Origin of the sequence: Lysinibacillus sp. Y5S-8, from assembly GCF_036894365.1 — a bacterium.
GTDB lineage: Bacteria > Bacillota > Bacilli > Bacillales_A > Planococcaceae > Lysinibacillus > Lysinibacillus fusiformis_D.
The window spans coordinates 4,178,776-4,191,683 of the sequence record NZ_CP145889.1 but is presented as its reverse complement, the minus strand read 5'-3'; the positions used below and the strand labels follow the sequence as shown (position 1 = coordinate 4,191,683).

The 12,908-nt window shown below is 42.9% G+C and carries 7 protein-coding genes and 3 rRNA genes; 5 read left to right on the top strand and 5 right to left on the bottom strand.

Annotated features, from left to right (window positions below; genetic code table 11):
• The first annotated feature begins 47 nt into the window (after positions 1 to 47).
• The 3 genes from V6670_RS20435 (at position 48) to rrf (ending at position 5,137) form a co-directional block, all read left to right on the top strand.
• Positions 48 to 1,600 (top strand): 16S ribosomal RNA (locus V6670_RS20435).
• A 307-nt stretch (positions 1,601 to 1,907) separates the two neighbouring features.
• Positions 1,908 to 4,835 (top strand): 23S ribosomal RNA (locus tag V6670_RS20430).
• A gap of 186 nt (positions 4,836 to 5,021) precedes the next feature.
• Positions 5,022 to 5,137, top strand: a 5S ribosomal RNA gene (rrf, locus tag V6670_RS20425).
• The 16S, 23S and 5S rRNA genes sit together here, the layout of an rRNA operon.
• 34 nt (positions 5,138 to 5,171) lie before the next feature.
• Here the strand turns inward: rrf and V6670_RS20420 are convergent.
• The 5 genes from V6670_RS20420 to V6670_RS20400 form a co-directional block, all read right to left on the bottom strand.
• Complete coding sequence (locus V6670_RS20420) at positions 5,172 to 6,623, bottom strand: alanine/glycine:cation symporter family protein (RefSeq protein WP_338651987.1); 1,452 nt, start codon at positions 6,621 to 6,623, stop codon at positions 5,172 to 5,174.
• A gap of 262 nt (positions 6,624 to 6,885) precedes the next feature.
• A complete protein-coding gene (locus V6670_RS20415; RefSeq protein WP_338651986.1) occupies positions 6,886 to 8,106 on the bottom strand; it encodes an FAD-dependent oxidoreductase in 1,221 nt (406 codons plus the stop codon).
• Positions 8,099 to 8,437: a (2Fe-2S)-binding protein gene (locus V6670_RS20410; protein WP_141905421.1), complete on the bottom strand. Its 339-nt coding sequence runs from the start codon at positions 8,435 to 8,437 to the stop codon at positions 8,099 to 8,101. The genes V6670_RS20415 and V6670_RS20410 overlap by 8 nt, the downstream gene beginning before the upstream one ends.
• Positions 8,434 to 8,703, bottom strand: coding sequence for a (2Fe-2S)-binding protein (locus V6670_RS20405; RefSeq protein ID WP_338651985.1), 270 nt, complete (start codon positions 8,701 to 8,703; stop codon positions 8,434 to 8,436). The genes V6670_RS20410 and V6670_RS20405 overlap by 4 nt, the downstream gene beginning before the upstream one ends.
• 141 nt (positions 8,704 to 8,844) lie before the next feature.
• Positions 8,845 to 10,530: a sigma 54-interacting transcriptional regulator gene (locus V6670_RS20400; protein ID WP_338651984.1), complete on the bottom strand. Its 1,686-nt coding sequence runs from the start codon at positions 10,528 to 10,530 to the stop codon at positions 8,845 to 8,847.
• Positions 10,531 to 10,705: 175 nt separating this feature from the next.
• Here V6670_RS20400 and V6670_RS20395 point away from each other — a divergent pair, with 175 nt between their 5' ends.
• Both V6670_RS20395 and V6670_RS20390 read left to right on the top strand, forming a co-directional pair.
• Positions 10,706 to 11,887 (top strand): FAD-dependent oxidoreductase, encoded by a 1,182-nt coding sequence (locus tag V6670_RS20395; RefSeq protein ID WP_338651983.1) that lies wholly within the window; start codon positions 10,706 to 10,708, stop codon positions 11,885 to 11,887.
• Positions 11,884 to 12,903, top strand: a complete 1,020-nt coding sequence (locus V6670_RS20390) for a proline racemase family protein (protein ID WP_338651982.1) — start codon at positions 11,884 to 11,886, stop codon at positions 12,901 to 12,903. The genes V6670_RS20395 and V6670_RS20390 overlap by 4 nt, the downstream gene beginning before the upstream one ends.
• Positions 12,904 to 12,908: the final 5 nt, after the last annotated feature.

Genomic DNA, 12,908 nt, shown 5'->3' with positions numbered 1-12,908 from the left:
GACATCAAAATGATGCCAGCAAAACAATTTGAGCTATTCAAATTTCTTTTATGGAGAGTTTGATCCTGGCTCAGGACGAACGCTGGCGGCGTGCCTAATACATGCAAGTCGAGCGAACAGAGAAGGAGCTTGCTCCTTCGACGTTAGCGGCGGACGGGTGAGTAACACGTGGGCAACCTACCCTATAGTTTGGGATAACTCCGGGAAACCGGGGCTAATACCGAATAATCTGTTTCACCTCATGGTGAAACACTGAAAGACGGTTTCGGCTGTCGCTATAGGATGGGCCCGCGGCGCATTAGCTAGTTGGTGAGGTAACGGCTCACCAAGGCGACGATGCGTAGCCGACCTGAGAGGGTGATCGGCCACACTGGGACTGAGACACGGCCCAGACTCCTACGGGAGGCAGCAGTAGGGAATCTTCCACAATGGGCGAAAGCCTGATGGAGCAACGCCGCGTGAGTGAAGAAGGATTTCGGTTCGTAAAACTCTGTTGTAAGGGAAGAACAAGTACAGTAGTAACTGGCTGTACCTTGACGGTACCTTATTAGAAAGCCACGGCTAACTACGTGCCAGCAGCCGCGGTAATACGTAGGTGGCAAGCGTTGTCCGGAATTATTGGGCGTAAAGCGCGCGCAGGTGGTTTCTTAAGTCTGATGTGAAAGCCCACGGCTCAACCGTGGAGGGTCATTGGAAACTGGGAGACTTGAGTGCAGAAGAGGATAGTGGAATTCCAAGTGTAGCGGTGAAATGCGTAGAGATTTGGAGGAACACCAGTGGCGAAGGCGACTATCTGGTCTGTAACTGACACTGAGGCGCGAAAGCGTGGGGAGCAAACAGGATTAGATACCCTGGTAGTCCACGCCGTAAACGATGAGTGCTAAGTGTTAGGGGGTTTCCGCCCCTTAGTGCTGCAGCTAACGCATTAAGCACTCCGCCTGGGGAGTACGGTCGCAAGACTGAAACTCAAAGGAATTGACGGGGGCCCGCACAAGCGGTGGAGCATGTGGTTTAATTCGAAGCAACGCGAAGAACCTTACCAGGTCTTGACATCCCGTTGACCACTGTAGAGATATAGTTTCCCCTTCGGGGGCAACGGTGACAGGTGGTGCATGGTTGTCGTCAGCTCGTGTCGTGAGATGTTGGGTTAAGTCCCGCAACGAGCGCAACCCTTGATCTTAGTTGCCATCATTTAGTTGGGCACTCTAAGGTGACTGCCGGTGACAAACCGGAGGAAGGTGGGGATGACGTCAAATCATCATGCCCCTTATGACCTGGGCTACACACGTGCTACAATGGACGATACAAACGGTTGCCAACTCGCGAGAGGGAGCTAATCCGATAAAGTCGTTCTCAGTTCGGATTGTAGGCTGCAACTCGCCTACATGAAGCCGGAATCGCTAGTAATCGCGGATCAGCATGCCGCGGTGAATACGTTCCCGGGCCTTGTACACACCGCCCGTCACACCACGAGAGTTTGTAACACCCGAAGTCGGTGAGGTAACCTTTTTGGAGCCAGCCGCCGAAGGTGGGATAGATGATTGGGGTGAAGTCGTAACAAGGTAGCCGTATCGGAAGGTGCGGCTGGATCACCTCCTTTCTAAGGATTATTTCGGAATACAAACCTAGGGTTTGTAAGATTACGTTTTGCGTTCAGTTTTGAAGGTTCATTCTTCTTGAATGAAAATCTTCAAAACTTGTTCTTTGAAAACTGGATAAAACGACATTGAAATTGTAACAAACACATTTATTTTTTAAGTTTTTTTATAGGCTTAATAACATTAAAAGGTTTCAAGACACGAGCAGTTCTAGGAAGCAATCGAGTGAATGAAGGAGCGTACTTGAGTACGTGACTGATTGAACGAGTGAAGCTGACAACGAAATGTGATGTGTATTGAAAGCTGATAGGTTAAGTTATTAAGGGCGCACGGCGAATGCCTTGGCACTAGGAGCCGAAGAAGGACGGCACTAACACCGATATGCTTCGGGGAGCTGTAAGTGAGCTTTGATCCGGAGATTTCCGAATGGGGGAACCCACTACGTTTAATCGCGTAGTATCTTGACGTGAATACATAGCGTCTTGAAGGCAGACCCAGGGAACTGAAACATCTAAGTACCTGGAGGAAGAGAAAGAAAAATCGATTCCCTGAGTAGCGGCGAGCGAAACGGGAAGAGCCCAAACCAAGAGGCTTGCCTCTTGGGGTTGTAGGACACTCAATACGGAGTTACAAAAGAGCGAGTTAGATGAAGCGACTTGGAAAGGTCCGCCAGAGCAGGTAAAAGCCCTGTAGTCGAAAGTTCGTTCTCTCCTGAGTGGATCCTGAGTACGGCGGAACACGTGAAATTCCGTCGGAATCTGGGAGGACCATCTCCCAAGGCTAAATACTACCTAGTGACCGATAGTGAACCAGTACCGTGAGGGAAAGGTGAAAAGCACCCCGGAAGGGGAGTGAAAGAGATCCTGAAACCGTGTGCCTACAAGTAGTTAGAGCCCGTTAATGGGTGATAGCGTGCCTTTTGTAGAATGAACCGGCGAGTTACGATTACGTGCGAGGTTAAGCTTTAGAAGGCGGAGCCGCAGCGAAAGCGAGTCTGAATAGGGCGAAATAGTACGTGGTCGTAGACCCGAAACCAGGTGATCTACCCATGTCCAGGGTGAAGGTAAGGTAACACTTACTGGAGGCCCGAACCCACGCACGTTGAAAAGTGCGGGGATGAGGTGTGGGTAGCGGAGAAATTCCAATCGAACTTGGAGATAGCTGGTTCTCTCCGAAATAGCTTTAGGGCTAGCCTCGTGATGAGAATACTGGAGGTAGAGCACTGTTTGGACTAGGGGGCCATCCCGGTTTACCGAATTCAGACAAACTCCGAATGCCAGATATTTATACACGGGAGTCAGACTGCGAGTGATAAGATCCGTAGTCAAAAGGGAAACAGCCCAGACCACCAGCTAAGGTCCCAAAGTAATCGTTAAGTGGAAAAGGATGTGGCGTTGCACAGACAACCAGGATGTTGGCTTAGAAGCAGCCATCATTTAAAGAGTGCGTAATAGCTCACTGGTCGAGTGACGCTGCGCCGAAAATGTATCGGGGCTAAACGATTCACCGAAGCTGTGGATTGACATCTACGATGTCAGTGGTAGGAGAGCGTTCTAAGTGCGTTGAAGTCAGACCGGAAGGACTGGTGGAGCGCTTAGAAGTGAGAATGCCGGTATGAGTAGCGAAAGACGGGTGAGAATCCCGTCCACCGTATGACTAAGGTTTCCTGAGGAAGGCTCGTCCGCTCAGGGTTAGTCGGGACCTAAGCCGAGGCCGATAGGCGTAGGCGATGGACAACAGGTTGATATTCCTGTACCACCTCCTCACCGTTTGAGAAATGGGGGGACGCAGTAGGATAGGGTAAGCGCGCTGTTGGTTATGCGCGTCCAAGCAGTAAGGCGTGTGTGTAGGCAAATCCGCACACTGTAACGTTGAGCTGTGATGGCGAGTCCGTATGGACGAAGTTCCTGATTTCACACTGCCAAGAAAAGCCTCTATCGAGGTGAGAGGTGCCCGTACCGCAAACCGACACAGGTAGTCGAGGAGAGAATCCTAAGGTGTGCGAGAGAACTCTCGTTAAGGAACTCGGCAAAATGACCCCGTAACTTCGGGAGAAGGGGTGCTCTTGAGCGTGCAAGCGCATGAGAGCCGCAGTGAATAGGCCCAGGCGACTGTTTAGCAAAAACACAGGTCTCTGCAAAACCGTAAGGTGACGTATAGGGGCTGACGCCTGCCCGGTGCTGGAAGGTTAAGAGGAGTGGTTAGCGCAAGCGAAGCTGCGAATTGAAGCCCCAGTAAACGGCGGCCGTAACTATAACGGTCCTAAGGTAGCGAAATTCCTTGTCGGGTAAGTTCCGACCCGCACGAAAGGCGTAACGATCTGGGCACTGTCTCAACGAGAGACTCGGTGAAATTATAGTACCTGTGAAGATGCAGGTTACCCGCGACAGGACGGAAAGACCCCGTGGAGCTTTACTGTAGCCTGATATTGAATTTTGGTACAACTTGTACAGGATAGGTAGGAGCCAGAGATCTCGGAGCGCCAGCTTCGAAGGAGGCGTCGGTGGGATACTACCCTGGTTGTATTGAAATTCTAACCCATGCCCCTTAGCGGGGCAGGAGACAGTGTCAGGCGGACAGTTTGACTGGGGCGGTCGCCTCCTAAAAGGTAACGGAGGCGCCCAAAGGTTCCCTCAGAATGGTTGGAAATCATTCGTAGAGTGTAAAGGCACAAGGGAGCTTGACTGCGAGACCTACAAGTCGAGCAGGGTCGAAAGACGGGCTTAGTGATCCGGTGGTTCCGCATGGAAGGGCCATCGCTCAACGGATAAAAGCTACCCCGGGGATAACAGGCTTATCTCCCCCAAGAGTCCACATCGACGGGGAGGTTTGGCACCTCGATGTCGGCTCATCGCATCCTGGGGCTGTAGTCGGTCCCAAGGGTTGGGCTGTTCGCCCATTAAAGCGGTACGCGAGCTGGGTTCAGAACGTCGTGAGACAGTTCGGTCCCTATCCGTCGTGGGCGTAGGAAATTTGAGAGGAGCTGTCCTTAGTACGAGAGGACCGGGATGGACACACCGCTGGTGTACCAGTTGTCTTGCCAAAGGCATCGCTGGGTAGCTATGTGTGGACGGGATAAGTGCTGAAAGCATCTAAGCATGAAGCCCCCCTCAAGATGAGATTTCCCATTACGCAAGTAAGTAAGATCCCTCAAAGACGATGAGGTAGATAGGTTCGAGGTGGAAGTGTGGTGACACATGGAGCTGACGAATACTAATCGATCGAGGACTTAACCAAAATGTTTGAACCATTCAATGAACCGTTTATCCAGTTTTGAAAGAATAATTTCTTTTATGAAGGGTTTCAAGATACGAGTAGTTCGAGGAAGCAATGGAGAGAGGGAAGGAGCGTACTCAAGTACGTGACTGACTGAACGACAGAAGCTGACGAAGAAATGCGATGTATATTGAAAGCCGACCATAGTCTAGTGATGATGGCAAAGAGGTCACACCCGTTCCCATACCGAACACGGAAGTTAAGCTCTTTAGCGCCGATGGTAGTTGGGGGCTTCCCCCTGTGAGAGTAGGACGTCGCTAGGCAATAGAAACAGTCAGCTGTATGCTGACTGTTTTTTTATTTCCGTTTATGATTGTTGCTATATTCTATCCAGAATTCAGCATTTTTAATTCCAACTTCTCTTGGATCAAAAATAGGATCGAGACCAGCCTTTTTTTGTCGATCATAATCTCGCAAAACTTGAATGGCTGGTTTGGTTAATAATACAATCGCAATAAAGTTTAAATAACTCATACTTCCGAATCCAATATCTCCAAGCCCCCACATAAGACTGACCGATTGTACACTTCCGACATAAACAACGAGTAAGAAGATTATTTTTAATACTAATTTCAAAATAGGGAAGCGTAGCTTATTATCTAAATAAACAATTGTTGTCTCTGCAATATAGTAGTATGCCATTAAAGTGGTGAATGCGAAGAGGAATATGGCAATAGCCACGAATCCACTTCCAAAATCATGGAATACTGTAGATACTGCTGCTTGTGTATAAGCAGTACCTGCCACGACGCCCGGGATATTTTCAACTAACGGTGCCGTTGTTCCTGGAGGGGTAACATTATACATACCTGTAATGAGAATCATTAATGCTGTAGCAGTACATACAATGATTGTATCAATATAGATTGAGAAACCCTGAACTAAACCTTGTTTAGCAGGATGAGATACTTCAGCAGCAGCAGAACTAAATGTTGCTTCTCCAGCTCCAGCTACATTTGAAAATACGGAGCGTCTTACACCCCAGGCGATTGCAGTACCAACTATACCCCCAAAGATTTCATTAGTACCAAAAGCACTTGTAATAATAAGTTTAAGCATACCTGGAATTTCACTCACATTAGCCCCTAATATGATGAGTGTTAAAATGACGTAGGCAAGCGCCATGATAGGAACAATTTTGTCAGCAACACGGGCTATACGTTTAACACCACCAAATATGATTAATCCCAAAAGAACAACAATTACCGCGCCTGTTATAAATGGTGGAATATGAAAAGCAGTATTAAATGAAGTGGCAATTGTGTTTGCCTGGATCCCTGGCACTAGAACACCATATGAAAGACAGATAACAAACGCAACAAATATAGCAAAGCCTTTTAGTCTTAAACCCTTTTCGATATAGTATGGTGAACCACCACGATACTGACCATCAGCCTTTTCTTTATATAATTGGGCAAGTGTAGATTCTATAAATGCACTTGCACCCCCTAGAAATGCCATAACACCCATCCAAAATACTGCGCCTGGTCCACCAGCAGCAATGGCCGTAGCCACACCTGCGATATTACCAACACCAACTCGTCCAGACAATGCCATACAAAAAGCTTGGAACGAAGAGATTCCTTCTTTTGATTCTTTACGTTCACGTAATAAACGAATCATCTCAGGAATATAACGAAATTGAACAGCTTTTGTCAGGATGGTAAAGTAAAGACCCACACCTAATGCTAAGTATACGAGTGCATTCCCCCAAATATAATCGACCAATGTATTAACAATTGTCTCCATAGATTTTCCCCCTTGTTTTCTTCAATCAAAACCCGAAATTCCCACCCAAGAAATTGTGTACTATACAGCAGCATTCATCTTGTCACACAAATCAGTAATTCAATATTATGGAAGGTACATATATGGCTTATTGTTTAAGAATCAAAACCTCCTTTCACGATTTTTGATCACATCATATGTATTGCATGTTTTATGCCATAAAGCAAAAAAGCCTTTTACTCATGAAGATGAGAAAAAGACTTTTACTCTTTAATAGGCATTTTTAATGAAGCGTAAGAGGTCCAACAGATTCATCCCAAATTTGTTTCATCTGTTGACGGCCGGCTGAAATTTCAGGATGAAATTGAATATGTGCAGTAGCTCTTGTTTTTTCAACATCTTGGATAGCGAGCTTAATATCATGCTTTGAGGCTCCTGCATTGAGATGTTGAGCAATTGTAAGGCCAGCAACTTTTCCTTGTGCTAATGCTACCTTGGCTCCTTCAATGCCCGTAATATTTCCAGCGACATACAACCCCTCTAAATTAGTTTCCATTTGTTCATTATGTAAAGGAATGAACCCACCTAATTCTTCGATATAATGGAATGGACAACCAGCTAAAGAGGCAAGTTCTGCTAAAGGGTATAGGCCGCCAGCGATACAAATAAAATCTGCTTTGATTCGTTGTTCGCTACCTTTAACAAGAGAGCCATCTGTATTCACTGTTGCTAAAACGACCCCTTCAACTTGATCTTTACCGACGATTTCAATAACAGCTTTACGCAACATAATAGGTATATCCCACATTTTCACACCATTTTTGGGATAAAAGGAAATACCGAGCTTTTTCATAAAGTCATTTTTCATCAATTTGCTACCCATTTTAACAAGAGGGGAGGGAGCCATATGAGCTACATGTAATAAGGAGTTCATAACTTCTAAAGGATTACTATTCTTCTTCGTTAACAAGTTAGAGGGAGGTAATGTGATAGCTGCTACTTGAACCCCTGCTAATTGTAATTCCATCGCAATAGCAGAAGATAGTACATTGACCCCGACAATGACTCCCCGTTTACCAGGCTTCACACGATGCACATTTGTCATTACTTGTGCTGCTCCAACAGACATTACACCCGGTAGAGTCCAGCCTGGAATTGGGAAATGTGATTCGGCAGCTCCAGTAGCTAATAGCAGATGTTGGGTACGAAATATACCTTTGGTTGTGTGGATGATCCACGTTTGATCCACTTTTTCTAAATTGGATACACTTGTTTGTAGTAAAAATTCAACATTGACTGCTTTAGCTCGTTTTAATAAACGTTCAGATTCCACAATACCATTCCACCATGTTCCTGGCTTCTCTTCATATAATTGTCCAAGTAATCGCCCTCCAGCATATAAATATTCATCGATAACAAGGACAGCAATATTTTTTTCCGCCAATGTAATGGCCGCTGCAAGCCCGGCAGGACCAGCTCCAATTATAATTACTTTATTATTCATGGTTCTTCCTCCAGTCCCTTACTGTCGTAGGAAGTGGCTGCCCACTTTTTACAACCATCCCATCTGAAATAGGGGTTAAGCATGCTCGCTCGCCATCTAAGCCGTTTATATTGACACGGCATTCAAAGCAGTGACCAATATTGCAATAAATGCCTCGAGGCTGCCCTGTTTCTTCGTGCAAACGTAAAGTGCGGATTCCTTGTACTAGCAATGCAGCAGCTAGGGATTCACCTTTGTAACCTTCAACTACCTGATCGTCAAAAGTAAAAGTTATTTTTTCTTTTTGGATTAAATTCCCTAAAATAGGGTGGGTAATTATACGTTCTGTCATGATTTAACCTCCCCTAAATCGGAGAATCGCACTGGTCGAATGGGTGCCTGATGTTTTAATGAAATTTCATCATTTGTACGTGGATGATGAAGATGAGCAATATTATCTACCATAGTACGGCATGTACGGCCGCCGCAATAGCCCATTCCTGCACGTGTTCGTAACTTCAGTTCTCGTGCAGAGCACTTATATTTTGATGCGCTTTCTACTAATTCATCGTAACTAACTTCTTCACAACGACATACAATCATCGATTTATTTTGCATAGTTCCACCTCTACTATATGAAATACTTTCCATACTAGATAATGCAAAAACTATGCCAGAAAAAAGAAAGTCGCTAAGAAAATGATTTTATAGACATATGTGAAAGTAGTGTATAGAAATATTGACATTTATTTTAAAAAGTTATACATCTATGTTTAATTTTTTTAATCGATTGTATAAAGTGGCACGAGTAATGCCTAAGTTTTTAGCACATGTTTTTTTATTACCATTTACTTTGGCAAGCTGTTCTAAAATAATTTCCCGTTCATAATGTTCAAGTTGATTGTTAAGCTCTGTCCCTAGAGGAAAATCCCTCTTAACTTCCAACTTTTCATCTTTTGGCATAGCCGCTAAAATATCCGTAGGTAAGTCTTCCATATGAATGGCTCCCTCATCAGAAAATACAACAAGTCGCTCGATAACATTAGATAATTCCCGTACATTGCCTGGCCAGTGGTATTTTAAAAGAACATTTGCTATTTCAGTTGGGATTCCTTGAATAGGTCGATTATATTTAATCGATTTTTCATATAAGAAATAATTGCTAATTTCTAAAATATCTGATGCTCGCTCTCGAAGCGGGGGAACTGTGAAATTCACCACATTCAGTCGATAATATAAATCCTCTCTGAATTTTCCTTCTGCCACTAATTGCTTTAAATCTCTATTAGTAGCAGCTACTAAATTAAATTCAACGTCCATTTCCTTTGTACCGCCAACTGTATAAAACGTTTTTTCCTGTAGCAATCGCAAAATCTTTACTTGCATTTCTAGCGGCATTTCACCAATTTCATCTAAAAATAAAGTACCTCCACGTGCAAGCTCTACTTTACCTTTTTTTCCTTTTTGATGGGCTCCAGAAAAAGCTCCTTTTTCATAACCAAATATCTCACTTTCAAATAAGCCACTAGGAATGGCTCCACAATTGATAGCGACAAATGGTGCTTCAGGTTTTTCTCGAATGGCATGAACTGCACGTGCAAACAGTTCTTTACCAACTCCACTCTCTCCGTAAATTAAAATATTTGCCTCGGTTTCTGCTACCTTTTTTACTTTTTCTAATACTTCTTTAAGCTTTGGACTATTGCCACGAATAAGTGTAAATGGGTCATAGGCTAAGCCGTTAGTATTCATCTGTTTCTCTAAATTCAATAATTTTTCAGATGTAATATGAAGCTCTTCGTTTAATTTTTTGACATGGGTAATATCAGTTTCAGCAACGACTGCCCCAATTGTCTTATCATGCAGCATAACAGGGTTTGAATTGATCATGACGACGAGATCTTCCCGAGGAAAATGCTGCTGTTGATAAACAGATTTTCTATGCTGTAAAGTATGTAAAATTTCTAGTTGATCTTCTTTGAAAAATTGAGTGATGGGCTTTCCAATAATATTTTCTCCAGACACAGAAAAAATGCTTTCTGCTCCCTTCGTCCAATAAACAACTTTTTGTTCAGCATCAATGACAGTACATGATTCATTTATTGTGTCTAAAATGGTTTGTAAATAAGCATTGCCACATTCTAATTCATAGGCAAGATCATATACTAAGGACTCTCTCCATAAATATCCTAAATATTGTTTTTCCTCACTATAAACTAGTAAAAATTCATATTCCTTCATATATTCAATAGCTATGTTGAGTGGGCAATCCAACTGGATGGTATGACAAGCAACATAGTGAACATCATTTTTTCTTTTACCGCGCATTGTTGCATAGGGTTTATTATTTTCAATCACAAAATATTGTTTGCTGTCATCGTTTATTTTGGACACTATATCGTCAGTAGAAATAATAGCAAAGTTACGTTTTAATATTTTATTCATTATTAAATGATATGGATGCAATGTAAGTCCCCCCTCATTATTTATTTGTCGAATTATTTTGAATAATATAAATAATTTTGACACATAGTGACTAGTTTATCAAACAAATTCCAATAAGATAGATTGGCATGTTTTTTGCATCATACAGTCATGAATAGAAAAGGAGGGGAGAGACATGAGGAAATCCCATCATGATATCGTCATTATTGGCGGTGGCATTATTGGTGGAGCAATTGCTTATTATTGTGCAAAAGCGGGCCTTGATATCACAATACTTGAAAAAAATGAACTTGCGAGTGGTACTTCTTCTCGTTGTGATGGCAATATTTTAGCTATTGATAAAGATCCTGGCTTTGACAGTCAAATGTCTTTAGTCAGTCAAAGATTGGTACATGAGTTAAATCGAGAGTTAGATATGAGCTTTGAATATCGGAATCCTGGTAGCATTCTTGTTTGTGAAAGTGAGCTAGAGATGGAGGCTGCTCAGCAGTGGGTTAATCGTCAACGAGAGGCGGGTTTAGATTTTACAATGTTAGATCGGGAGGACTTGCGGAATGAGTCAAAATACTTTGCAGATGACTTATACGGTGGATTGGAATGTAAAACCGATTCAACAGTGAACCCATATATGCTGACATTTTCTATGTTTCACTCAGCTGAAAAGTTAGGGGCAAAGATAAAAAAACATACAGAAGTCAAAAATATTACGAAACAGCCAGATGGTACATTTTTACTTGAAACGAATGAGGGATGGATAACAGCAAATAAAGTAATTAATGCTTGTGGAATTTGGGCACCGTTTATTGGGCAAATGCTGGGTGTTGATATTCCAATTAAACCTCGCAAAGGACATATTCTTGTCGCATCACGTCAGCAACTAGTAGGGCTAAGAAAAGTGATGGAATTTGGTTATTTAATTTCAAAATTTGGTGGAGAACGTAAAGTGGATATGGATATTGAAAAATACGGGGTAGCGTTAGTGTTTGAGCCGACAGAGGCACAAAATTTTTTAATAGGAAGTAGTCGCGAATTTGTAGGCTTTGACACGAAGGTGAATCATGATGTGATGAAAATGATTGCTAGACGTGCTGTACGTTTTTATCCAAAAATCGCTGATATGTCGATTATTCGTACATATGCAGGGTTAAGACCATGGACGGAAGATCATTTACCTATTATTTGTGAAGTAGAAGAAGTGCCTGGTTTCTATATTGCGGCAGGTCATGAAGGGGATGGAATTAGCTTGGCTGCAGTTACTGGGAAGCTTATCCAAGAATTATTACAGTACAAAGATACATGTATTCCTACTGAACCAGTTCATCTTAGTCGTTTCCAGAAAGGAGTACTTCACAAATGAATTTTCAAAAACTATTTACGACAATTGACACCCATACAGGCGGGAATCCAACACGTTCATTAATAAGCGGTATGCCTAAGCTTGAAGGCAAAACAATGTCTGAAAAAATGTTATTTATGCAAGAGAATTTTGACTGGATTCGAAAATTTCTTATGAATGAACCACGAGGACATAGTGTGATGTCAGGTGTTATCCTAACAGATCCTTGCCATCCCGAAGCAGATTTTGGAGTAATTTATATAGAAACAGGTGGTTACTTGCCGATGTGTGGACATGACACAATAGGCGTTTGTACAGCACTTATTGAAGCAAATTTAATAGAGGTTAATACACCTTATACAAACATAAAATTGGACACACCTGCAGGTTTAATTGATGTAAAGATTAAAGTAGTGGATGGCGTAGCGAAGGAAGTGACATTTAAAAATGTACCATCCTTTCTATTAAAAACGATTGAAATAAATGATTCTGAATTAGGTGTAGTGGAATGTGAAATAGCTTATGGAGGGAACTTTTACGGCATTATAGATGCTAGAAAAATCAATTTAAACTTAGCTGTAGACAATTCGACGAAAATTATTAACACAGCTATTCGTCTCCGCAATGCTGTGAATGCTAAGGAAGATATTGTCCATCCGGAGTTCTCGTTTATCCATGGACTTACACATATTGAGTTTTATACAAACCCAGTCAATCCATTAGCAGATTTAAAAAATACAGTTGTTGTTCCGCCAGGAGGGATTGACCGTTCCCCTTGTGGCACTGGTACATCCGCAAAAATTGCTACACTCTATTCAAAAAATGAGCTCGCTCTCAATGAGTCCTTCGTCTATGAAAGTATTGTGGGGACAATGTTTAAAGCACGTGTACTAGAAGAAGTAGCTATTAGTGGCCTAACAGCTGTTATTCCAGAAGTAACAGGATCTGCCTGGGTTATGGGTATGCATCGATTCTTTTACAATAATCAGGATCCACTGAAAGAGGGCTATTTAATGATTCCGCCAATGGATCACTAAGGGAG

Bases quoted from the DNA above. Each gene is read 5' to 3' on its own strand.
- V6670_RS20420 (WP_338651987.1), bottom strand. From the start codon at position 6,623: ATGGAGACAATTGTTAATACATTGGTCGATTATATTTGGGGGAATGCA.
- V6670_RS20415 (WP_338651986.1), bottom strand. From the start codon at position 8,106: ATGAATAATAAAGTAATTATAATTGGAGCTGGTCCTGCCGGGCTTGCA.
- V6670_RS20410 (WP_141905421.1), bottom strand. From the start codon at position 8,437: ATGACAGAACGTATAATTACCCACCCTATTTTAGGGAATTTAATCCAA.
- V6670_RS20405 (WP_338651985.1), bottom strand. From the start codon at position 8,703: ATGCAAAATAAATCGATGATTGTATGTCGTTGTGAAGAAGTTAGTTAC.
- V6670_RS20400 (WP_338651984.1), bottom strand. From the start codon at position 10,530: ATGAATAAAATATTAAAACGTAACTTTGCTATTATTTCTACTGACGAT.
- V6670_RS20395 (WP_338651983.1), top strand. From the start codon at position 10,706: ATGAGGAAATCCCATCATGATATCGTCATTATTGGCGGTGGCATTATT.
- V6670_RS20390 (WP_338651982.1), top strand. From the start codon at position 11,884: ATGAATTTTCAAAAACTATTTACGACAATTGACACCCATACAGGCGGG.